General features: G+C 44.7%; 20 protein-coding genes. 12 read left to right on the forward strand and 8 right to left on the reverse strand.

What is annotated here, in order from left to right:
* Positions 1 to 65 precede the first annotated feature (65 nt).
* Entirely contained in the window at positions 66 to 965 is a 900-nt protein-coding gene (locus tag MLD56_RS25385; protein ID WP_029518866.1) for a DMT family transporter, read from the forward strand.
* An 87-nt stretch (positions 966 to 1,052) separates the two neighbouring features.
* Here the strand turns inward: MLD56_RS25385 and MLD56_RS25390 are convergent, their stop codons facing one another.
* Both MLD56_RS25390 and MLD56_RS25395 read right to left on the reverse strand, forming a co-directional pair.
* Entirely contained in the window at positions 1,053 to 3,059 is a 2,007-nt protein-coding gene (locus MLD56_RS25390; RefSeq protein ID WP_029518867.1) for a PTS fructose transporter subunit IIABC, read from the reverse strand.
* Positions 3,060 to 3,229: 170 nt separating this feature from the next.
* Positions 3,230 to 5,182, reverse strand: a complete 1,953-nt coding sequence (locus MLD56_RS25395) for a BglG family transcription antiterminator (protein WP_029518868.1) — start codon at positions 5,180 to 5,182, stop codon at positions 3,230 to 3,232.
* Between the two features lie 150 nt (positions 5,183 to 5,332).
* On the opposite strand from MLD56_RS25395, the gene MLD56_RS25400 reads away from it, so the two are divergent.
* Positions 5,333 to 6,061: an SDR family oxidoreductase gene (locus tag MLD56_RS25400; protein WP_029518869.1), complete on the forward strand. Its 729-nt coding sequence runs from the start codon at positions 5,333 to 5,335 to the stop codon at positions 6,059 to 6,061.
* Complete coding sequence (locus MLD56_RS25405; protein WP_239645250.1) at positions 6,055 to 6,525, forward strand: MerR family transcriptional regulator; 471 nt, start codon at positions 6,055 to 6,057, stop codon at positions 6,523 to 6,525. Before MLD56_RS25400 ends, MLD56_RS25405 begins: the two co-directional genes overlap by 7 nt.
* 103 nt (positions 6,526 to 6,628) lie before the next feature.
* On the opposite strand, the gene MLD56_RS25410 is transcribed toward MLD56_RS25405, so the two are convergent.
* Positions 6,629 to 7,183, reverse strand: a complete 555-nt coding sequence (locus MLD56_RS25410) for a GNAT family N-acetyltransferase (RefSeq protein WP_029518871.1) — start codon at positions 7,181 to 7,183, stop codon at positions 6,629 to 6,631.
* A 211-nt stretch (positions 7,184 to 7,394) separates the two neighbouring features.
* Between MLD56_RS25410 and MLD56_RS25415 the strand changes: the two genes are divergently transcribed.
* On the forward strand, positions 7,395 to 8,525 hold the full coding sequence (locus tag MLD56_RS25415) for an RDD family protein (RefSeq protein WP_239645251.1): 1,131 nt from the start codon (positions 7,395 to 7,397) through the stop codon (positions 8,523 to 8,525).
* Positions 8,526 to 8,748: 223 nt separating this feature from the next.
* A complete protein-coding gene (locus tag MLD56_RS25420; RefSeq protein WP_029518873.1) occupies positions 8,749 to 9,789 on the forward strand; it encodes a CdaR family transcriptional regulator in 1,041 nt (346 codons plus the stop codon).
* Between the two features lie 127 nt (positions 9,790 to 9,916).
* Here the strand turns inward: MLD56_RS25420 and MLD56_RS25425 are convergent, their stop codons facing one another.
* Together MLD56_RS25425 and MLD56_RS25430 are read right to left on the reverse strand one after the other, a co-directional pair.
* A complete protein-coding gene (locus MLD56_RS25425; protein ID WP_029518874.1) occupies positions 9,917 to 11,062 on the reverse strand; it encodes a glycerate kinase family protein in 1,146 nt (381 codons plus the stop codon).
* Positions 11,063 to 11,083: 21 nt separating this feature from the next.
* Entirely contained in the window at positions 11,084 to 12,379 is a 1,296-nt protein-coding gene (locus MLD56_RS25430; protein WP_025719225.1) for a GntP family permease, read from the reverse strand.
* A gap of 212 nt (positions 12,380 to 12,591) precedes the next feature.
* Here MLD56_RS25430 and MLD56_RS25435 point away from each other — a divergent pair, with 212 nt between their 5' ends.
* The 4 genes from MLD56_RS25435 (at position 12,592) to gnd (ending at position 17,739) form a co-directional block, all read left to right on the forward strand.
* A complete protein-coding gene (locus tag MLD56_RS25435; protein WP_029518875.1) occupies positions 12,592 to 13,323 on the forward strand; it encodes a GntR family transcriptional regulator in 732 nt (243 codons plus the stop codon).
* Positions 13,316 to 14,854: a gluconokinase gene (gene gntK, locus MLD56_RS25440; protein WP_029518876.1), complete on the forward strand. Its 1,539-nt coding sequence runs from the start codon at positions 13,316 to 13,318 to the stop codon at positions 14,852 to 14,854. The genes MLD56_RS25435 and gntK overlap by 8 nt, the downstream gene beginning before the upstream one ends.
* Before the next feature lie 27 nt (positions 14,855 to 14,881).
* Complete coding sequence (locus MLD56_RS25445; protein WP_029518877.1) at positions 14,882 to 16,228, forward strand: GntP family permease; 1,347 nt, start codon at positions 14,882 to 14,884, stop codon at positions 16,226 to 16,228.
* 107 nt (positions 16,229 to 16,335) lie between these two features.
* Positions 16,336 to 17,739 carry a decarboxylating NADP(+)-dependent phosphogluconate dehydrogenase gene (gnd, locus tag MLD56_RS25450; RefSeq protein ID WP_029518878.1) on the forward strand — a complete coding sequence of 468 codons (1,404 nt, stop codon included), beginning with the start codon at positions 16,336 to 16,338 and terminating at the stop codon, positions 17,737 to 17,739.
* 196 nt (positions 17,740 to 17,935) lie between these two features.
* Here gnd and MLD56_RS25455 read toward each other — a convergent pair whose 3' ends face one another.
* From MLD56_RS25455 to MLD56_RS25465, 3 genes are all read right to left on the reverse strand, one after another.
* Positions 17,936 to 18,892: an endo-1,4-beta-xylanase gene (locus tag MLD56_RS25455; RefSeq protein WP_029518879.1), complete on the reverse strand. Its 957-nt coding sequence runs from the start codon at positions 18,890 to 18,892 to the stop codon at positions 17,936 to 17,938.
* Positions 18,893 to 19,190: 298 nt separating this feature from the next.
* A complete protein-coding gene (locus tag MLD56_RS25460; RefSeq protein ID WP_029518880.1) occupies positions 19,191 to 20,129 on the reverse strand; it encodes an alpha/beta hydrolase in 939 nt (312 codons plus the stop codon).
* Positions 20,130 to 20,153: 24 nt separating this feature from the next.
* Positions 20,154 to 21,215, reverse strand: a complete 1,062-nt coding sequence (locus MLD56_RS25465) for an LLM class flavin-dependent oxidoreductase (protein WP_029518881.1) — start codon at positions 21,213 to 21,215, stop codon at positions 20,154 to 20,156.
* Between the two features lie 317 nt (positions 21,216 to 21,532).
* Here MLD56_RS25465 and MLD56_RS25470 point away from each other — a divergent pair, with 317 nt between their 5' ends.
* The 3 genes from MLD56_RS25470 to MLD56_RS25480 all read left to right on the forward strand — a co-directional run bounded on the left by MLD56_RS25470 (position 21,533) and on the right by MLD56_RS25480 (position 24,325).
* Positions 21,533 to 22,114 carry a TetR/AcrR family transcriptional regulator gene (locus tag MLD56_RS25470; protein ID WP_029518882.1) on the forward strand — a complete coding sequence of 194 codons (582 nt, stop codon included), beginning with the start codon at positions 21,533 to 21,535 and terminating at the stop codon, positions 22,112 to 22,114.
* A gap of 80 nt (positions 22,115 to 22,194) precedes the next feature.
* Positions 22,195 to 22,641, forward strand: coding sequence for a GNAT family N-acetyltransferase (locus MLD56_RS25475; protein WP_029518883.1), 447 nt, complete (start codon positions 22,195 to 22,197; stop codon positions 22,639 to 22,641).
* 235 nt (positions 22,642 to 22,876) lie between these two features.
* Entirely contained in the window at positions 22,877 to 24,325 is a 1,449-nt protein-coding gene (locus MLD56_RS25480) for a DEAD/DEAH box helicase (RefSeq protein ID WP_029518884.1), read from the forward strand.
* Positions 24,326 to 24,342 lie beyond the last annotated feature (17 nt).

Here is a 24,342-nt window from a genome sequence, read left to right on the forward strand (position 1 = left end):
ATCTACAAGTGCCCAGTTTCTATTGCTACAGTATATATCAATATCTGTACAAGAGGTGAGATAAAATGAACAAACCAACCTTTTCGACTTACATGGAGTTAGTGATCGCCACTTCCATTGTCGGCAGTTCTGTGGTAGTCGGCAAACTGGTCGTGATGCAGCTGCCTGTTTTTTTATCGCAATCTGCCAGTCTGGCTGTTGCCCTTCTGTTCTTGGTACCCATTGTATTCATCAAGAAGTATTCATTAAGGATCAGCAAACGGGATGCCTTAATCCTGTTCATTCAAGCACTGGTCGGCATGTTTCTCTTCCGTGTCCTAATGCTGTACGGGCTGGCCTACGCCTCTGCTTCCGAAAGCGGAATTTTAACTAGCTTAACCCCAGCTATTGTTGTACTTCTTTCGTATGTGCTGCTGAGAGAAAAGATTACGCTCCGCCCCGGACTAGGGATTGCCTGTTCACTGCTCGGTGTTTTGGCACTACAAGCACCTCACATATCGGCGCTCTGGTTCAATGCTCCTAACGCAACCTCGTTCATTGGCCTGCTGCTTGTTCTGTCTGCTGTGTTCGGAGAAGCGGCACTGACAGTGTTACGCAAGATGCTATCCAGCCATGTCTCTTCCCTGCTTGGAACCATGTATATAACACTCTTTTCATTCCTCATGTTCCTGGCTTGTTCCTTTGTGGAGGCCCAACAGTTCAACTTTAACCACGTTGGTGTAGGGGAGATTGGGCTAGTCTTATATTATGGTATCTTTGTCACCGCATTAGGCTACGTATTATGGTTTAGGGGTGTATCAAGAGTACCGGCTAGTACAGCAGCTGTATACACGGGTTGTATTCCCGTCAGCACACTGCTGCTGTCCTATATCATCCTCCGTGAATCCTTCTCATTTGCTCATCTGGCTGGTGCAGGCTTTGTATTTCTCGGCATCATACTTATATCACGCGGTGAACGCCGCTGACTCACGCAAAGACCTTCTCAAAAAAAAGGCTCCCGGCTGAAACTTCGGGAGCCTCTTTTCTTTATTTTAGGTTCTTATCGCATTGAATTAATGCACCTGATCCAGCAATTGATATGCTTCTTCCTTCGTAGTAACTGCCAGAAGCGCCTCTCTGAAATGATCGTCCATCAGCTTACGCGATAACATTTGCAGCACTTTCAGATGCGCATTTTCCTTGCTGTTGCGCGGTACGGCAATCATAAAGATCAGTTTTGCTTCACTTCCGTCTGCACTATTCCAGTCAACACCGCCTTGCTTGATGCCAAATACCACGCTTGGCTTCAGGACAGCTTCCGATTTGCCATGAGGAATGGCAATATTCATTCCAATGCCTGTTGATCCTTCTTCCTCTCTGGCTAATATCGCCTGTTTGAAATCACTGGCAGAGCTTACAGCTCCAGTTCTCTCAAGTGCTCCGATCATTTCATCAACCACAGCATCTCGTGTCGTTCCTTCCAGATCCAAATTAATCAGATCCATCGTTACAATATCCGTCAGTTTCTCAATGTGAATGCCTTGCGAAGACACGGCTGGCCCGTTACTTGTGACAGTTGTTGAAACTGATGACTCCGCAACGGCCGTTGTAGTAATCGCAGATTGTCCAGCTCCTGCGGTAGAATGTCCAGGCATCGCTTCCCCAGCAGCATCCGGAGTTACAGTTGCTGCAATATCTTTTTTCAGCAAGCTCACCAGGACAACCGATACGGCTACGCCGACAATAACGGCAATGAAGAACATAAGCACATGGTCCACTGCACCAAGTACAGCTACAATCGGTCCACCGTGAGCTACCTTATCACCTACATTTCCCAACATGGCGATGACAGAACCGACCATGGACCCTACCATAATACTGGGAATAACACGCAGTGGATCTTGCGCCGCGAATGGAATCGCACCTTCGGTAATCCCGAACAACCCCATCGTGAATGTTGCCTTCCCGGCCTCGCGTTCCGCAGGTGCAAATTTACGTTTGTTGATCATCGCTGCAAGTCCCATCCCAATCGGCGGAATACAAATCGCAACGGCGATTGGCCCCATAATTTCATAATTCCCTTCGCCGATCATGGCCGAACCGAATAAGAAAGCAACTTTGTTCACAGGGCCGCCCATATCAAAGGAGATCATCGCACCTAGAATCAATGCTAGTAGAATTGAACTTGTACCTTGCATACCTGCAAGCCAGCCCGTTAAAGCTTCAAACAATTGTGCGACTGGAGCACCAATCACAAAGACAAAGATTAATCCAACAATTAACGATGCCAATACAGGGATAATAATAATAGGCATGATCGGCTGTAACGCTCGCCCAACCTTCATTTTCCGAATACCCAGTGCAACATAACCCGCCAGAAAACCAGCGATAATCCCGCCGATAAATCCGGCCCCCGCCTCACTTCCATAAAAACTGCCGTTCGCAGCAATGAATCCGCCAACCATACCCGGTGCAAGCCCCGGTCTATCCGCAATACTCATTGCGATAAATCCGGCGAGGATCGGTATCATAAAGGTAAACGAAGCTGAGCCGATATCCTGAACCGTCTTCCAAAATGAACCGTCCGGTATAACCAGACCGCCTGGTGTCTTCTCACCGCCAATCGTCAACGCAATGGCAATGAGCAATCCCCCAATGACGATGAAGGGTACCATATAGGACACACCGTTCATCAAGTGTCGGTAGATGGGATTTTGTTTCGGTTTGTTCTCCTGTGAGCTACCTTCGGCAGTACGTGACTCTGCTTGGTGCACAGGTACATTCCCCTTCATCACCCGCTGGATCAATTCTTCTGGACGGCGAATGCCATCCTGTACGCCAACGACCAGCAGTTTCTTACCGACGAAGCGGTCTTTAACCACCGTTTTATCCGCTGCAATAATAATGCCATCTGCCTCACGGATATCCTGCTCGGTCAGTTGATTTTCAACTCCAATGGAGCCTTGCGTCTCGACCTTCATTTCGATGCCCAGCTTTGCTGCTGCCTTTTGCAGATTCTCAGCTGCCATATACGTATGTGCAATTCCGTTAGGACATGAGGTAATCGCTAATATCTTCATAGTCATTCCCCTTCTCTCTGTTGTTTCCGCTTACATTGATAGTATAAACGCCTATCTTGCTGTTATCGGACGAACTTTTTACCGGAACTTTCGGAAAAACGGAATTATACCGACAAAAAACAGGACTTAACTATAAGTCCTGCTCCAGAGCACAGCTTTTTGATTTTAGTTTATCCCTTCATTCTCCCTAATAATCTCATCGCATCGGTCTCCTTAGATAAGGCATGAACTAAAGCAGGTTGCTCACTGATCAGGGACAATTCCTTGAATAACTGGCGCATCTCTTCCCGCCCATCCTGTTTAACCGCAAGCAAGAACACAAGCTCTACTTTCTCGGTCCCCCAGGTAAGCGGCTGCTTCAAGGTAGCGATTACAATAGAGGACTGCCTTATCCATTCAGAACCGCCATGCGGGATAGCTATGCCTCCTCCAATCGTCGTAGCCGACATTTTCTCACGCGCCAGTACGCTGTCCACATAACCGGGCTCCACATATCCTTTGTCCTCCAGTATTTGCGCCAGCTTGGAGATCAATTGTTCCGGATGCTGCACTTCCTGCTGGGGAAAGACCAAAAAAGGTGTTGTATATTTAAAAAATACCGATTCTTCTGCTGCCCTATGTTCCGGCTCATCCAGTCGTCGGATCACTTGCTCCAGTCGACGTTCGTCCTTGGCATCCAGCAAGGGAGAGACGAGAATGTGCGGAATGTTCATCTCTGGGAGATCTACAGTGGTAATGACGAGATCCACCTCCTGGGCTGCCAGATAGTCCTGGACTTCTGCTTTGGAAAGGGTGGTCTCCACATGTACAGCCGGAAATTTACGTTCCACCTTGGTGCGCAGCAGTTGGGACATACCGATGCCCATGTGACACACGATAATGGCTCTCTGGGGATGACTCTCTTTCCGGTGCAATCGCTCCACAGAAGCCTGAAAATGCAGCGTTAAATACGCCGCTTCCTCCTCGGGGAATGATAGCCGGACCCATCTCCCCACCTCTTCCAGCGTAATAATAACTCGGTCGAACATGTAGGGGTACATCTTCTTGATCTCGGCCAGCATAGGATTGGACACGGTCAACCCATATTGAAGACGGTTCAGGGTCGTATATAAATGGACATTCAACCCTTTCAGCAACATCTTGTCCTTGGAAAAGGCAATCATATTCAGCTCGGACATCCGCCGGACTAACTGCTCAATCAACTCAGGCAAAAGCGGGTGGCTATCTGCCAGCTCACCTTGTTTTCCTGTTCTTTCCTCCTGCTGGTAACGGAACTTCCCGCTAAGCAGGTGCAGAGTTAAATACGCTGTCTCTTCCTTGGAAAAAGGCACGGCAAACAACTTTTGCAACTGCTGCAAAAAAGACATAGCCCATGTAAATTCGCGTCTCTCCTGCAAAAAGGCAATGTCCTGCTTGGAGAGGGAAATGGGTTGTCCCATCTTGGTTCGTTTGACCATTAAGAGGATATGCAGCATTAGAGCTTCGAAAGCTTCGTCAGTAAAGCTGAGCTCATTGCGTTTTTGCAATGCTTTTAATTCATGATTTATGGTTGTAATCTCGTGCGATTCAAACTGTTTGCGCATCAACTGTCCTGTTAACTCAGGACTGTCAATCAGCTGGTTCATCCGCGCCAAAGCGATGCGCTTATTTTTCTCAGAGCCTAGGATGGTCAAGCCTACGCGCTGCTTGGTAATTAAGGCCAGATCAAAGCTGTGTAGCCAGCCATCAATCTTCTCCATATCTCTACGAATTACCGTCTTGTTCACATAATACTGTGAAGCTAGATCCTGGATGGTCACAGGCTTGGCATTCATCAAGAGCCGATAGGCGAGATGCAGTACCCTTTCCTCATCCGACTCATGTTGGGCCGTACTCTCGTCCGCATACAGTCGATGGAACAATTCATTCTGATCCGCTTCACCCATCTCCAGATAAATGCCGCGTCCCGGCCTTCTCACCAGATTGGCATCAGAATGCTTGACGATATAATCTTCAATTACTTTCAGATCGTTGCGGATCGTCTTTTCAGAGCAGTCGGTCAGATCCGCCAGATCCTGCGCTAACCACAACCGGTCCGGTTCAGTTAACAACATGCGTAAAATTTCCATTTGCCTTTTATTCATTCCATTCTCCCATCTTCCAAGTTAAAGAATGTCCACGGCATTTCGAGCTATATTTTTGCTGGTTTTGTGTTGACTTTAAGTATACTCCAAGTAGTACATTTAAAGCATGGTGGCCGCCAAATTCAAGAATAATGAAAAGAGGAATCACTCATGACCATTGGAAAAACAGTTCTTATTACTGGGGCCAACAAAGGCATCGGGTATGAAACAGCCAGACAATTGGGGGGTATGGGTTATACAATCCTGATTGGCTCACGGAATGAGCAGAGCGGCCGGGAAGCGGTGGCTAAGTTGGCTAATGAGGGAGTAAAAGCCCGATTGATTTTGTTAGACGTGACGAATCACAGTACGATTGATTCCGCAGTCCAACAGATCAAACAAGAATTCGGTTCCCTTGATGTACTCATCAACAATGCCGGTATATCTTTGGGAGGAGCCACTCCTCCAAGTCAGTTTTCTTTGGACGATTTAAGAGAAACGTATGAAACAAACTTTTTCGGTTTGGTCGCCGTGACGCAAGCCATGCTGCCTTTATTGCAAGAATCTCCATGCGGTAGAATCGTTAACTTGTCGAGTGGCCTCGGTTCATTAACCTATAATAGCGATCCTGAACATGAGCATGCACAATTTAATTTGCTTGCCTACAATAGCAGCAAAGCAGCGGTTAATATGTTCACCGTCACCCTTGCCAAAGAATTCAAAGACTCACCTCTCAAAATTAATTCGGCTGACCCTGGCTTTACCGCCACTGACTTAAACGGCTTTACAGGACCGGGTTCGGTACAACAGGCTGCTGCTGTCGTTGTACGTTTAGCCGCTTTAAATAATGACGGGCCGTCAGGAGGATTTTTCGACTCGAATGGAGAAGTGCCTTGGTAATCGTTACAGTGAAGGAGTGGGGTACTTTGCAGGAAATTCCGGAGACGATAACCTCTATTCGTCAAGCTGCAGAACTAACAGGTTTAACAGAGGATACCATACGCTATTACGAGCGAATTGGCTTGCTGCCTTATGCAGAACGAAAGGCTAACGGACACAGGTTCTACAGTAGAGATCAGATTCTGGGGATTATCTTTCTAACCCGATTAAAAGCCACTGGAATGACCATAGAGGAAATGAAGCATTATCGAGAACTTTCGATGCAAGGCAACAGCACCATTCCGATTAGACACTCCTTACTTGAAAAACATAATCAGAAGATTCAACAAGAAATCTCCAGACTTATGGAGACCCAAAAAATTATTAAATATAAGCTCAGCCATTATCGCGACCTCTCTACCAATCCTGATCTTAGCGACACGAATTGTAACCCTACAACACCCAGCACCAATCCCCTTCTTTAAGGGGTTTTTTATTGCTTTATCCAAAAAGAAGGTCGATCATGTTGTACAATGATCAACCTTCTTCCTATCCATGCTCCCCTGCTTGATTCACCTACATCTATCATTACTGAGAACGATTGATATACTCTGATTTGACCAACGCGCACATGTAAAGATCATCATATTTCCCGGACGTAAATTCATATTGGGAGAGGAGCCCTTCCTGCCGAAAGCCTGCTTTTTCGAGCAAACGCAAGGATTGTGCATTCTCTGGCTCTACTAGCGCCTGAATGCGGTTCAATGAGAGGGTATTAAACCCATAGTCGATTACAGCTACAAGTACCTCCAACATTAACCCTTGGCCCCAATAGTCTCTGGACAATTCATAGCCCATTTCTGCCCGGTGATGACGTTGGTCCCAGTTATGAAACCCGCAAGAACCGATGATTTTACCTTCATTCGTTTGAAGAGCCCAGCGTATTCCCTGATCTGTCTCAAAAATCCGATCATACCAACTGATCTCATCCAGTACATCCTGTTCAGACTCAAACGGGCTCAGTCCATAAAACTTCATAACCTGCTCATCTGAAAAGTATTCCAACATGTCCTTGCTGTCCGTCGCTACCATTTTTCGTAATACGAGACGTTCGGTCGTTATAACCGGAAACTCACCTTTCACATTCTCACCTCTTGCTGCCTTGTTCGCTTTTGCCAGCTCTTCTTGCATACCCATACCTCCCGAGTCTATCGTTACTTTCTTCTTCCAATTATAGAGTAAATGAGAGGAAGGGATATTTATAATAATTTCTTTGTTTATAGAATGTTTTCCTAAACATGGATTGTAAAATGACCGTTAATATAAGGAGTGTGTTTTTAATTATTAAGAAGAGGTGTATTTTTTGGACGAACAGCACGTACCACACAACCCGCAGGAATCTTCAAGACAGATGTACATTCGGCATGGTCAAAATTATGGGGTAGATCCAAACAGGATGGCGGCGTTATCAAAAACATACGGGAACTCTACTCTGTTTAGACGGTGGGGAGCAACAGTTTTTGATTGCATATTTTTTTATCTTGGGTATATTTGTTTCTTTATTTCTGTCATTCAAATAACGGATAGATGGTTTTGGCCTTTAGCGATTGCATCCCGTTGTATTCTGCTTATTGCTTTCTTCAGCTATTATTTGCTTTTGGAAGGTTACACAGGCTATACGCTGGGTAAGTTCGTCTTTCGTATTAAGGTGGTTAACGGGGAAGGTAAGCCTCCTGGTTTTCTTAAATCACTCATTCGTACGCTGCTCAGGCTAATCGATACCAATCCGTTGCTAATGGGTGGGATACCTGCTGGTATCAGCGTGTTAGTAACTGCATCTAGACAACGAATTGGTGATTTAGCTGCAGGTACATATGTTGTAAAGGTACGGGATTTAGAGCCGATTAGCAAAAAGACAATGAAACGTTCGCTGTTTATATTTTTTACCGCCATAGTGATCTTGGGAGCCTCGTTTGTAAATGCTATTTTTATACTGGCAAATAGTTACGTGCCTCCTGAAGCTCCAGTGAGCAAGAAAGAGCAAAGCTATGTGAGTAAAGATGGACGATTTCAAATCACAGCCCCACTGGACTGGTCAACAGATCCGGACCGTGAAGGAAAAGCAGAGATTGCGATATTTAATCCGTACATTCAAAAGTCCGTTGTGGTACTATCCCACTCGAAAAAGCAATTGGGCAATATAACTCTCCAACAGTATGGTAAGAAAGCTGAAAATAACTTAACCAAAGAGTGGAACCTGTCCAGTGTAGGACCTGTCTCTAATACAACCATTCATGGATATCCTGCCCTTGAGTTCGCGATTAAAGGTAAAAAAGATGTGGATAAATATATCACCCACGTAGCGATTATAGAGACCGAAAAGGATTACTACCAGGTGCTAGGATATGCCCCAGCGTCTAAAGACGGCCGTTTAAAGAAAGAACTGCACGACATTATCTATAGCTTCCGCGAGGTTCGTCATTAGTCAGCGTGGCTGGCAATAAAAAGGATAGACACAAAAAGCAGGTGCTCCTTAGAGCCCTGTTTTTTTGCGTACAACGATTCTTCACATCTATGATAAAATGGACTGACATGCTCGGCGACCTGCCTTATCATATTGTTCAGATGCACAATAAATTGGAAACCCTTTCATAAAGGTAGTACATTAAGGTACACTATATCACGATAGATAAAGGAGGAATCCGGATTTGTTTCAGCTCTCCGAAAAACAAGCCCAAGACATCGTAGACAAAATGATGAAGGATATTCCATACAATATCAATATAATGAATGAACGAGGCATCATCATTGGCAGCGGCGAGAGTGAACGAATCGGAACCATTCACCAAGGCGCTGTTCAGGCGCTCGAAACCGGGAAAATGATTGAAGTGTGGCAGGACGGCCACTATGAGAAAAAGGGAACCAACGAACCGATTGTCATTCATCATGAGTTAGTTGGCGTGATTGGTATTTCAGGCAATCCTGATGAAGTGCGTCCTTTTTGCAATATTGTTAAAACTACAGTATCTCTCCTGATCGAACAGCGCATCTCATTGGAGCATCTGGCCTATGAAGCCAATCGCAAAAAATCTGTGCTGGAAATGTTATTGAATCATCAGGGAGCCTACACGCAAAAAATAAAAAAAGAAGCAGCTCAATATCACATTGATTTGCTTCTAAAAACTTCGGCTGTATATGTAAAGTATCTGCCTGCTGATCCAGCTCATTTAGCCGAGTTGTCCAATATATTCATGCAGCATCCCTCCTTTCGTATGGAGGAAGATTGTTATCTCGTCCTAATACAAAATCAGGAACCGACAGACAAACTGCTAGAGCCACTTGTGCGCAGCCATCCCGATGTGCTGATTACGGTCAGCAGACAAGAGCACAACATTGCGGATGTTTATATGCAAGCCAAGTCAGCTATGAATGTTTTACTGGCTTTGCGCCCGCCTGTGCAAAAAATTTCTTTTGCGGAAGTCGAATTTCTGGTCAAATTGAGTCAAACGAACCTGACGAACACGATCTATCTGGTGAGCAAGCTGGAGGATACCGTGGATTTGCTGGATACGCTGCGAAGCTTTATTAACCATAACGGCAGTGTCTCCTTTACGGCAGATGAATTAAACATTCACCGAAATACGCTGCAATACCGCCTGAAGCGCATCCATACCTTAACTGGTAAAGATCCCCGGAATCTCCTTCAGCTTTTTGAGCTTACGCACGGCTTATTGGCACTGTATCAATGAACAGCTGTTTCACGCCCCTGACCATACGCCAGAAATATCATGTATCCGCTCGCCGCACTCCCAATTTCTCAGTCAATCCGGCTTTAGCTAAGCTCGGGATTACAGGCGAGCGCTCGTATTATTCGGTTCACTTCTCGCTGAATTGAAGTACTCTTGCGATATTCTCGCACGTACGCTCTACGTTTTGCGGCCCTTCGGCCAGCAGCTTACCGAGCTCCGAGGCTCCCGGTACGATGCCGAACACCGCATCTATTCCTTCCTTGTACAACGTGTCGATCCCTTCCCCGATATAACCTGCAACCGCAATAACCTTTTTGCCAGACTGTTTGGCCGCCTGAGCTACTCCATAAGGAGTTTTACCGAATTTAGTCTGAAAATCAATACCGCCTTCCCCCGTCAAAACGATATCGGCCGTGGCAAGCTTTTGTTTTAAACCGGTGTATTCAATCACAATTTCAATGCCTTTTTGCAGCGCCGCTTGAGTGAAAATCAATAAGCCCGCACCCAATCCACCTGCTGCGCCTGCGCCTGGGAGATCGCGCACATCCTTGCCTAGTTGCTGCTTCACCACATCGGCGTAATGGGCAAGATTGGCATCCAATTGCTGCACCATCTCCGGGGTTGCCCCTTTTTGTGGCCCGAATACTTGAGAGGCCCCATGCTCTCCGCACAGCGGATTTGTCACATCACAGGCTACAATCAGTTGTACCTGCTGCAACCGGCCATCCAGTGATGAAATATCGACACTGGCCAGCTCGCCCAGACTACCGCCACCGCGCGGAAGAGTATTGCCTGTTGCATCCAGAAATCTGGCGCCCAGTGCTTCCGCCATGCCTGTACCGCCATCATTCGTCGCGCTTCCGCCAATGCCGATGATAATTTTTCGAATTCCCTGGTTCAGACATTCACGGATTAACTCCCCTGTACCGTAGGTGGTTGTCTTTAACGGGTTCTTGTTATCCTTGTTAACCAGATGGATTCCACTGGCGGATGCCATCTCGATTGCCGCCGTGGTGCCGTCTCCCAGCAAGCCGTATGCAGCAGTTACAGGTTCTCCAAGTGGTCCTGTCACCTCAATATAACGAACCTGTCCGCCTGTCGCATCCACCAGTGACTGCACCGTTCCTTCACCGCCGTCCGCCATCGGTACGTGGACGTAATTCGCTGCTGGATAGACCTTGCGCAGTCCTTTCTCCATCGCGATACACACTTCTTTAGCCGTCATGCTTTCTTTAAAAGAATCTGGTGCCAGCACAAATGTTTTCTCTCTCATCTTCTCACCCCATTGTAAATATTAAAGTAAAAATCCATACATGAGTGTCGCTACAATTGCCATCGTCCCACCCACAATAGCTTCGTAAGGAATCAATCCCATCCGTTGTTTAATGCTCATTTTCATGCTGTCTGCCGTGACGTGAAAATAGTTGCCCTGCGGCAAGGAATCAATGACTGTAGCTCCTGTATGCACCATCACAGCTGCGGCGAGCGGGGCCGTCCCCATGTTCAGAATGGCTTCCCCAAACGAGCCTGTCGCCAAAATAACTCCCGTCGAGGTGGACGCCGTGGCGGCTGCCATCAGAATACCTGCAAGCGGTGCCAAAAATGTACCGGAAACTCCCGAAGCTTCAATCAGGCCAACCACCTGTGCAGACAAGTTGGAGGCAGAGATCAGACCGGCAATCCCGCCTGCACCGATCAAAATCAGCACAGTCGCTGTCATTTTATTTAAACCGGAGGCCGAATACTTCAGGATATTGCGCCCTTGTCCCATGGCCAGCATACCCACAATCCCGGCGATCGGCAAAATGTACATCGCATCCACCTTGAAACTCGAAAGTGCTTCAATGCCGGAGATGGAACCAATCGGGTTAATCATCAGCAAAATAACAGCTACCAGCGGGGCTACAATCGCCCGTCCCAACGCTGGATATTTCGATGTATCGACATCACTGTCCATAATATCCTGGTCGGACACCTTCACACCTTTGGTTTTCAACATAGATGCCACCAATACAGTCATGATTAAACCGCATATCGCAGGAACCACGCCCGCCAACATCACGTGGCTTAAATCCAGATTAAATCCGCGCGCCGCCGCAATCGTATTAGGATTGGGAGAGATGATGTTCCCCGCTTTTCCGCCTCCAGACAAAGCCAACAGGAGCGCCAGCTTGGAAATCCCCATTTTGTTACCGACCGACAATGCAATAGGTGCCACAATCAGCACGGCAACGGGAATAAATACACCTACCGCCGTAATAATCATCGTCGCTAAGGCTAGTGCGAGTATCGCTTTACTACCGCCAAATTTCTTTACAATAGCCTGCGCAATCGTCTCCGCCGCCCCGGATTCCATCATTACGCCTGCCAATACACCTGCGGCAAGCACACGAATGACCGTCCCCATCACACTTTGCGTACCGCTTATTAACACGCTGATCGTCTGCTCCAGATTGGCTCCGCCCAATAAAGCGCCTACAATAGCTCCCAAAAATAAAGCATAAACCGGATTCAGCTTTCTTAATATCAGAATAATTGCAATAGCCAGCCCTGCCAGAGCCCCTATCCAACTGATCGTCAATCCTTCCATCTGTCTAACCCCCCGGGCAATTTTTGATTACGCTTTCATTATATCGATTGCTGTATGTGAAAAATATTGAAGAACAGACGAAATTGATTGTGCATTTGCACAAAAAAGTCCGAACAGGCTTACAAAACAAATTTAATGAATACGCTTGCAAATTTAAAATTTAAGATTATAATACCTGTATACAAGTATACTTGATTAATTGAGAAGGTGAAATGATGGTCGAATCAGAATTCCTATATCCCTCCAAATGGCTTTTAAAAGCCTCAGCTGGTGATCGCGTAACTTCCGAGCTTAGAATGCGCATTATTTCTGGCGGGATTGAAAGCGGTACCATATTATCTGAAAATAAACTAGCTGCTGATTTCACTGTAAGTCGCTCACCCATTCGTGAAGCGTTAAAAATACTGGCATCCGAAAATATCATTCGATTAGAAAGAATGGGAGCCGTTGTTATTGGTTTATCAGAAAAAGAAATAGAAGAAATTTATGATGTCCGTCTGCTCATAGAATCCTTCGTATTTGAACGTCTTGTAAAGATGGACACTGATGATTTGGCGAAGGAACTTAGTAAAATACTCGAAATGATGAAAGTCGCCATTAAATATGGTGATGCTGATGAGTTTTCATATCAAGATGTCTTATTCCATGAAACGATTATTCGTGCAGTCAATCATTCTCATATTCTGATGATTTGGAATAATCTAAAGCCTGTTATGGAAAGTCTCATTCTTTTGTCGATGCGTATGCGTTTCAAAGAAAAGTATGAAGATTTTACACGGATTATAAACAATCACGAACTTTATATTGAAGCAATCAAAGCAAAAGATAGAGACCTCATGATCAAGTCTTTACATGAAAACTTTGATGATGTTCAAGGTAAAGTAGAAGACCTATGGATGTCACAACAAATGCTATCTAAAGGAGTCGTGCAACCAAATGACTAACTATATGTTGGGTGTAGATATCGGGACCACAAGTACGAAAGCCGTTCTATTTAGCGAAAAGGGCGAAGTCATCCAACAAGAGAATATTGGATACCCGCTTTATACACCGGACATAGCGACAGCTGAACAAAATCCAGAAGAGATATTTCAGGCTGTCCTACAGGCCATTTCGAATATCATGAAATATCACTCACAAAAAAAGCTATCGTTTGTTTCATTTAGCAGTGCCATGCATAGTGTCATTGCGATGGATGAACATGACCGCCCGCTTACGTCTTGTATTACTTGGGCAGATAATCGAAGTGAAGCATGGGCACATAAAATAAAAGATGAGCTGAATGGCCATGAAGTCTATAAACGAACAGGAACACCCATTCACCCCATGTCACCCTTAACAAAAATAGCTTGGATTGTGAATGATCTTTCTGAAACCGCTGTCAAGGTTAAAAAGTATATCGGAATTAAAGAATATATTTTCAAAAAGTTCTTTGATCAATATGTAGTGGATTATTCCCTAGCTTCTGCCATGGGCATGATGAATCTAGAAAAATTAGATTGGGATGAAGAAGCATTAAAAATTGCGGGTATAACCCCTTCTCAATTATCTGAGCTCGTGCCAACAACCCAGATATTTACCAACTGTGATTCAGATTTAGCAAAAAAGATGGGGATCGATCCACAAACATCGTTTGTTATTGGAGCTAGCGATGGAGTCCTTTCTAATCTAGGTGTAAATGCGATACGAAAAGGCGAGGTTGCCGTCACAATTGGGACAAGCGGTGCCATTCGAACCATTATAGACAAGCCTCAAACAGACGAAAAGGGAAGAATATTTTGTTATGCCTTAACAGAAAAGCACTGGGTTATTGGGGGGCCGGTGAACAATGGCGGGATGGTCCTTCGCTGGATCCGTGACGAACTTGCCTCATCAGAAGTAGAAACAGCGAAAAGACTAGGAATTGATCCATATGATGTACTAACCAAGATTGCTGAACGTGTAAGACCAGGATCTGACGGATTGTTATTCCATCCATACCTGGCTGGTGAACGTGCGCCATTATGGAATCCAGATGTACGTGGCTCATTCTTCGGTTTGACGATGTCACACAAGAAAGAACATATGATTCGCGCAGCCCTAGAAGGAGTCATTTACAATTTGTACACCGTATTTTTGGCATTAACTGAATGCATGGACGGTCCCGTGACCCGAATTCAAGCTACTGGAGGCTTCGCGAGGTCAGAAGTTTGGCGGCAAATGATGTCCGATATATTCGCATCTGAAGTCGTCGTTCCAGAAAGCTACGAAAGTTCTTGTCTAGGAGCTTGTATTTTAGGCTTGTATGCCACCGGAAAAATCCAGTCCTTTGAAGTCGTCTCTGAAATGGTTGGCAGTACCAACAAACATACACCAAAAGAAGAAGCAACCAAGGAATACAGGAAATTGCTGCCGATTTTCATTAACCTATCCAGAGTATTAGAAGACGATTATACACGGATTTCCAATTATCAAAGAAGCTTAATTAAACACTAAAAAGATAAAAAGCAGGGGGTAATTACAATGCCATTAGTTATCGTAGCGATTGGAATTTTAGCATTACTCGTTTTAATCATGGGCTTCAAATTGAACACCTTTATTTCATTAATCATTGTATCGTTCGGTGTCGCTCTAGCACTTGGAATGCCATTAGAGGAAATTGTCAAAACCATCGAAGCCGGATTAGGCGGAACCCTTGGTCACTTAGCGTTAATCTTTGGACTTGGAGCGATGTTAGGTAAGTTGATCGCTGATTCTGGTGGTGCTCAACGAATTGCCATGACCCTCGTAGACAAATTTGGTGAAAAAAATATTCAATGGGCGGTCGTAGCTGCTTCATTCATTATCGGTGTAGCGCTATTTTTTGAAGTAGGATTAGTATTATTAATTCCAATCGTATTTGCCATTTCAAAACAATTAAAGGTTTCTATCTTACATCTCGGTATTCCGATGATTGCAGCTTTATCCGTAACACACGGTTTCTTACCTCCACACCCAGGGCCGACAGTTATTGCCCGTGAATATGGCGCGAACCTTGGTGAGGTTTTACTTTACGGTTTCATTATTGCCATTCCAACCGTTATCTTAGCTGGACCTGTATTTACGAAGCTTGCCAAAAAACTCGTACCTGCATCATTTACGAAAACTGGTAATATTGCCTCTTTAGGTGAACAAAAAGTATTTAAGTCCGAGGAAACTCCTGGATTTGGAATCAGTGTATTTACTGCAATGCTTCCTGTCATTTTAATGTCTATTGCTACGATTATAACTTTGCTTCAAAAAACAATGGGATTTGAAGATAATAGTTTACTAGCAGCGATCCGTTTTATTGGTGATGCATCAACTTCCATGTTAATTTCCTTACTGGTAGCTGTCTACACCATGGGAATAGCAAGAAAAATCCCAATCAAAAATGTAATGGCATCTTGTACAACGGCTATTACTCATATTGGGATGATGCTCTTAATCATTGGGGGCGGCGGAGCCTTCAAACAAGTACTGATTAATGGCGGCGTAGGCGACTATGTAGCTGAATTATTCAATGGAACTACATTATCACCCATTTTACTTGCCTGGATCATCGCTGCAATCTTACGTATTTCCTTAGGTTCTGCAACTGTTGCAGCTTTAACAACCGCTGGTTTAGTTATACCGATGTTAGGACAATCCGACGTTAATCTTGCTTTAGTTGTGCTCGCCACGGGAGCGGGTAGTTTAATAGCTTCACATGTTAACGATGCTGGTTTCTGGATGTTTAAAGAGTATTTTGGTTTAAGCATGAAAGAAACATTTGCAACATGGACATTGCTTGAGACCATCATTTCGGTAGCCGGATTAGGATTTATTTTAGTACTAAGTTTATTCGTATAAACCACGATTCCCGGGCGGTAGATCCCCCACTTATTTTTCTTAGAATCTTCTAAGTTTATAAGTGAGGATCTACGGCCTATTCATTTCAAACAAAAGGAGCAGAAAAAATGTCCAACACAATTGGTGTCATTGGTTTAGGGGTAATGGGCCGTAATATCGCCTTAAACATGGCTGGTAAAGGCGAGCAAGTCGCTGTCTATAATTATACGAGGGATTTAACGGACGATCTTGTCAAAAAAAGTGAAGGTCACTCCATCCATCCCTACTACGAAATTCAAGATTTTGTCTGCTCCTTAAAAACTCCAAGGAAAATTTTCCTTATGGTAACAGCGGGCAAACCGGTTGATTCGGTAATAGGTACATTAGTACCCTTCCTTGAAGCAGGCGATGTGATCATGGACGGTGGTAACTCCCATTACAAAGATACGGAACGTAGATATGATGAATTGAAGTCAAAAGGAATCGGTTATTTAGGAATCGGTATTTCCGGCGGCGAAGTTGGGGCTTTACATGGACCTTCAATCATGCCTGGTGGAGATAAAGACGTATATGAAAAAGCAGCTCCTATTCTAACAAAAATAGCAGACCAAGTGGGCGGAGATCCTTGCTGTGTTTATATGGGTCCAAAAGGATCCGGTCACTTTGTAAAAATGGTACATAACGGAATTGAATATGCAGATATGCAATTAATCGCAGAAGTCTATACATTTTTAAGAAAGAGGCTATGTTTATCTGTTAATGAAATTGCCGACATCTTTGAAACATGGAATCAAGGGGAACTGAAAAGTTATTTAATCGAAATTACCGCAGAGATTTTACGAAAAAAAGATGAAATAACAGGCTTACCTCTGATCGATGTGATTCTGGATAAAACAGGGCAAAAGGGTACAGGTAAATGGACAAGTATTCAAGCAATTGATCATGGAATCCCATCATCCATTATTACAGAGTCATTGTTTGCCCGTTACATCTCCTCTTTAAAAGAAGAACGAGTTTATGCAGGAAATATCCTGACAGGCCCAGAGATTGATCAGCGAAGTTTAGATAAAGCTGTGTGGATTGAGTACATTAGACAAGCTTTTTATATGGGTAAAATTTGTGCCTACGCGCAAGGATTTATACAATATAAAATGACTTCTGAGCTTTACGGATGGAATTTACCTTTACAGGATATTGCCCTTATTTTCCGTGGTGGTTGCATCATTCGTGCAGAATTCTTAAACGTAATAAGCGAAACATATCAAGAACAACCGAATTTGGCTAATCTATTAATCGCCCCGTATTTTGCTGAAAAAGTTAAAGAATATCAATTGGGATTGCGAAAAGTAGTCTGTGAGGGTATTAATTCTGCTATTTCGTTTCCATGTTTAAGTGCTTCACTTACTTATTTCGATAGTTACCGGACAGGCATTTCAAATGCTAACCTTTTGCAAGCACAAAGGGATTATTTTGGTGCCCATACTTATGAACGAAGTGATGCAGCAGGGTCCTTTCATACAAACTGGCAGTGATCGATAGTGGTAGTAAATCTCCAGTGCCCTAATGAAGTGGTTCCTTCCCTTCATTAGGGCACTCCTCGTTTAAGCTAAATAAAAAGAAGCCTTGGGCGTATAACATTTCAGCCAAGACTTCTTCAAATAAACATCTACCCAGCCCAGACATTTGGCAAAAGTTCGCATCTGTTGGGGTTTAAGTGCCACCCATAGCTTATCTTTGCAGATATTGTCTCAGCCATTGGAGCGCGGGACGTTCCGTGCCGTTAGAGTTCAGCAGATGTGTGTTCGGCTTCCAAGTTTGTCCCTGGATATACCCCCAGAGCGTAACTCCCTTCACCGCAGAATGCTTCCATAATACCGGAAATTTCTCCTTGTATCTGGCAAGCTGGGTGTTGTCGTCGCCAGTTATATCCAGCTCCGACACATAGATTGGCAATCCTGTTGCCGCCAGCTTGTTCAGTACAGTGTTCATCGTGTTAACTGAAACAGTGTCCATGCTAAACTGGTGGCATTGGATACCAATTCCGTCAATCAGGCCTCTGCTCTTGAGCTGATTAATAATATTGACATATTGGTCGGTTAACGAAGGATCATTGATAATTCCATATTCATTGATCAGCAGCTTAGCATTGGGGAAGGCTTGTCTGGCCTGTTGGAACGACCATATGACCCAATCCCATCCGGTCGGCCCGTCACCACCAATGGCATTGCGATAGGACGGCTTCTGATGCAGCGGCTCATTCACCACATCTACAAACTCCGCATTCGGATAGCGTTGACCTGCTGCTTTAATCCACTGAGTCACTTCCGCTTTCTGATCAGCAGCCGACAGCCCCCTAACCCAACCTGGCTCCTGGGCACCCCATACCAACGTATGGAACTTGAACGGGAAGCCATTGCTACGGGCATAATTGTAGGCGGTATCGGCCTGTGACCAGTTCATGTTGTTACGGTTGCCTTCAACCGATTCCCACTTAGTCGAGTTTTCCGGCGTCACTTGATTCCAGTATGTCCCGTAACTAGGAGGGACACTGCCCGCAATGACATTCCCCAGGAATTTGCCACCGTTCGCCATACTGGCACTAGCCGGGTTTATCAGAACTGATGATAACAACACACCCGCCAACGCCAAGCTGCTTACCAACTTGCCCACTTTAAATTTCGACATACAATCTCCTCCTCATACGTATAGTTTTTTAATATTCCTACTCTTAAATAAATCGCTTACATTACCAATTATAAGAATGTAAGGTTATTATCTGCTACATGTAAAAGTAAAGATTTTACCCGAAAAACTTTACATCATTGCGGGGCGACTGAAAACCTGGTGCTCCTTTATCCCAAACAACTCCGAAATGACAAAAAAAGGTTGATGCAAAAAGTGATATGCTCCCCTTACAGTAGCAAGTTTTAACCTGCCTACTCTTTTGGGAACATATCACTTTGGAGACTGCCTATTTAATAGTTTAAGGATTAAGGGCTCTTGCAATTGCGTCTACATAACTTTGGCTAGCACGTTGGCTTACTTCTGCTTGTGGAACTATTCCCTCAAAATTGTGGAATGTGCCGGGATACAGATGGAATTCGACGTCCACCCCCGCTTGGGCAAGGCGTCCCACATATTCGATCGTCTCATCTCGGAATAGATCGAGCTGGCCTACGCACGTATAAGCCGGCGGCAGGCCAGCCAAGCTTTCTGCTCTCGACGGCACCGCATATGGGGACACCTCGCTATCTTCGGTACGATTGCCTAAGTACATGTTCCAGGCCGCCAAGTTGTTCTTCCGGTTCCATGGTGCGTTATCGGCCGTAATTTCATGACTTGACGCCGTAATACTGCGGTCATCGATCATCGGATACAGCGGCATTTGGAAAATGAGGGCTGGCCCACCTTTGTCACGAGCCATTAAAGCAAGTGCTGCGGTCAGCCCGCCGCCCCCACTTGCTCCTGCAATGGCGACCCGATCTAAGTCAATGCCCAGCAGCTCCGCTTCGTCGGTCATCCACGTCAAAGCGGCATAACAGTCATCGATGGCAGCCGGGTAGGGATGCTCAGGAGCAAGTCGGTAATCGACCGATACGACGACGCATTTGGCCGCCTGCACGAAGCGTTCGCACAAAGCATCGTCCATATCAGGATGGCCCATCACATAGCCTCCCCCGTGAATCCACAGCATGGCCGGAAGCCTAACGTCAGTTCGCTGAGCAGGTTCGTAGATTTTGACTAATATCTCGCCTGCTACACTCGGAATCATCCGGCTTGTCGTGCGTACGTGCTCCGACTGCTCAATAGGAGGACTAGACAAATAGCTTCTGCTCAGCTCTAAATTCTCTTCCAGTTGAAAACCAGAAAATTGTGCGATTACTGCCCTTAATTCTGGTAATAAACGATTTTCAAAATCCATGCAAATCACTCCTATGTTTGGTTTTTACAATCTTTTCTCCGTCTCCGCTTCCCACTTGGCTATTTCCTTCCGAACTCGGGGTGCTACCTCTGTTCCTAGCAGCTCAATGGCTCTCATCACTTCGGCATGCGGCATCGTGCTTAACGGAACATACAACATAAAGCGAGTAACACCTACATGTTTGCGAAGGTGAATGATCTTCTGGGCAACAGTCTCTGGATCGCCGACATACAGCGCACCTTCAAAGCTGCGCGCGGCATCGTAGCTAGAACGATCATAATGTGCCCAGCCCCGCTCCCTGCCCAATCTATTCATACCTGCCATCGTAGAAGGGAAATATGTATCTGCAGCTTGCTCATTATTCTCTCCGACAAATCCTATCGAGTGCGACCCAACCCTAAGCTTTGATTCCTCATGACCGGCGTGCGCTGCTGCCTTCTTATAAAGCTGGACAAGTGGTGCAAAATTTACCGGATTCCCGCCAATGATCGCGAGTATCAAGGGCAGTCCTAACAGACCTGCCCGGATAGCAGAATCCTGCCTGCCCCCGCTGCCAACCCATATGGGTAAAGGATTCTGAACCGGCCGTGGATACACACCCAAATTGTTAATTGCTGGCCGATGTCCGCCTTTCCAGGTTACTTTTTCGGACTCCCGTATTTTAAGGAGCAATTCCAAATGTTGTTCAAACAGCTCATCATAGTCTTCCAAGTCATAGCCGAACAGTGGAAAAGATTCAATAAAGGAACCTCGACCCGCCATAATCTCCGCACGTCCATTCGAAATACCATCCAGCGTAGCAAAATCCTGAAAAACGCGAACGGGATCAGCTGAAGAAAGCACTGTCACTGCACTGGTCAGCCGAATCCGTTTCGTCTGCGCTGCAGCCGCTGACAGCACAACTGCTGGTGAAGATGCAGAATAATCCTTCCGATGATGCTCACCTACACCAAACACATCAAGCCCCACTTGATCAGCAAGGATAATTTCCTCGACAACTTCGCGCAATCGCTGTGCGTGACTTATCACTTCACCTGTCTGAACGTCGGGCTTTGTTTCTACAAACGAAGTAATACCTATCTCCATCGTCCATCTCTCCTATTCTAATAGCTTTCTTTGTATGTTAATTAAATATCGGTAAAATATCATACCGATCGGTAAAATATTTTTCCCAGTAAATATAACTCATTAAAAAGAGTACTGTCAATAAATATAGTAAAAATCTTTGATTTATCCTCATACTGATATCTCCTTGGTGCGATAAACCAATCTGCATTTGACAATATAACGGGCTAATTATAAGATAATAACATACTAACTGGTACGCAAATAAAGACCCCTAACAATTATGATCAGAGTCATGGAATTAAGAATAAAATTACGAACAATGAGAGGTATTGATTATGGGACGAATCCGCGAATTTGACGAAGATAAAGTATTAGATGCAGCTATGCAAATATTTTGGGAGAAGGGATATGAAGCTACCTCATTGAGTGATTTAACTTCCAGAATGGAAATTCAACGACCCAGTATATATTCCACTTTTGGAGGCAAAAAAGAATTGTTCGAAGCTGCGCTGCGCAAATACATGATGTCCCGTGCTTCTCTGATCCGAACCAAACTTCAAAGCAATCCATCTGTAAAAGAAGCATTTCGGACTTTCTTTGAAGGTGTGGTCGATGAGGAATATGCGGAAAATCCTAGAAAAGGATGCTTTTGCATTAATACAATGGTTGAACTTGCGCCCCATGATGAGAAGTTTGAAATTCTTACAAGGGAGCATCAAATGTACCTAGCGGTTATATTTCAAGAAACCATTGAAAGAGGTATACAATCAGGTGAGCTTGAGATCGGGCTCAATGCGAAGGCTGTATCACAGGCGCTAGTCGTATCGTTAATTGGACTGACCGTAATGATAAAGTCTCGTCCAGAACGATCATTTATTGATAACACGATAGAGGTGACACTTACACTTCTTAAGTAATTCGGAATGAATTCAGTTTTGAATATATATGCTTTATTATGTATAATAATTCAAAACTAATAAAAAAGGGAGTGCATCTAATGTCATTTTTAATAAGGAACGCTAAGCCTGATGATTTAAACAGTTTAACCGAGTTAATGTATGAATACATCGTTGGTTTTTATCAAAACCCTAGGCCACCTATCGAAAAAATCCATAATTTGATACACACCCTTTTTGAGCAGCAAAGCGGTATACAATTTGTGGCGGAACAAAATGGAGAATTAATCGGCTTTGCTACATTATTCTTTACCTTTAGCACGATGAAAGCAGACAAAGTCACTGTTATGAACGATCTATTTGTATTGGAACCATTTAGAGATACAGAAGTAGAAACACAGCTTTTTTTAGAATGTCAAAAATACTCACGAAATCAAGGCTATGCTCATATGGCCTGGATAACTTCTACCGAGAATAAACGCGCTCAAATTTTCTTTAAAAAGATGGATGCTGTCCAAGGGAGAGATTGGGTTCACTTTTCATCGTAACAATACTTTTGATACGATTTTCCGCGCTAACGGCAGTTCAAAGGGCACCCGATTGGGTGCCCTTTGTTCGTAACACATGTTTTCACGCATGCGGATATGGAAACATGCTGATACCCATGCCTTCATGGCCTCCCTTTGCTGTCTGGATATAGAGTATACTAGATGAGTATAAGTTCGATACACGATGACATTATATATGTAATGGTATTCAAATACAGCGCAGAAGAGGTTGAAAATGAGTCAGAAGCATTTTACAGATTACGCATTAAGTGAAGAAATTGTAAGAGCGCTGAATAGCCTGGGCTATGAGACGCCAACAGAGATTCAGACGGAAGTCATTCCTGTGGCGCTTGAAAAGAAGGATCTTGTCGCCAAATCGCAAACAGGTAGCGGCAAAACAGCAGCATACGGCATTCCAATCTGTGAGCTAGTAGATTGGAATGAGAATAAGCCCCAAGCTTTAATCCTGACGCCAACCCGTGAACTCGCGTTACAGGTCACCGAAGACATCACGAATATTGGACGCTTTAAGCGGATCAAAGCAACACCCCTTTATGGGAAACATCCTTTTCATATCCAAAAGGCTGAGTTAAAACAAAGGACGCATGTGGCTGTAGGTACGCCAGGACGTGTACTGGATCATATTGAACGAGGGACGTTACCGTTAGATCGGATTGCCTATCTCGTGATTGATGAAGCTGATGAGATGCTGAATATGGGCTTTATCGAGCAAGTTCAGTCGATTATTCAAGCGCTGCCTAGTGATCGGGTTACCATGTTATTCTCCGCTACCTTCCCTGAGGACGTAGCCACACTGTCACGTAAATATATGAAAGATCCTGTTAGAATTGAGATTAAAGCGACTGGTATAACGACCGCTACAATTGATCACTCTCTTATTCAGGTGAAGGAGTCAGACAAGCTGGCACTACTGCAAGATCTGCTCATTGTTGAGAATCCTGACAGCTGCATTATTTTCTGTCGTACGCAGGAGAATGTAGATACATTATTCAGGGCATTGGCTGATCTTGAATATCCATGTGATCGCATTCATGGTGGCATGGAGCAAGACGAGCGATTTGAGGTAATGAATGCATTCAGAAGGGGTCAATTTCGTTACTTGATTGCAACAGATGTTGCCGCACGAGGAATTGATATCACGAATATCACCCATGTCATTAACTACGATATTCCCCTTGAGAAGGAAAGCTATGTTCACCGCACAGGACGTACGGGACGTGCTGGCAAAACGGGGAAGGCCATTTCCCTCATCACTCCTAAGGATGGCCGAAGATTAGCTGATATCGAAGCATATATTGGATTCGCGATTCCGCAGGTAAAGGCTCCCTCAGAAGAGGCTGTTGACCTCCGTAGAGAAGATTTTGAGCAAAAACTGCATGTAAAAACCGCACTCAAAAAAGATAAGCGCGAGCAATTAAACCAACAGATTATGAAGCTGAACTTTAACGGCGGTAAGAAGAAAAAACTTAGAGCTGTCGACTTCGTGGGGACCATCGCTAAGCTTGACGGAGTCAACGCAGATGATATCGGGATCATTACGATTCTAGATAATGTGACAGATGTCGAGATTCTGAATGGCAAGGGTCCATTGGTGCTTGAGATTATGAAGAATACAACCGTAAAGGGTAAGCTGTTAAAGGTACGCAAAGGGAATAATAAGTAGAAGTATGCTGCATAAAA

Origin of the sequence: Paenibacillus peoriae, from assembly GCF_022531965.1 — a bacterium.
Lineage (GTDB): Bacteria > Bacillota > Bacilli > Paenibacillales > Paenibacillaceae > Paenibacillus > Paenibacillus polymyxa_D.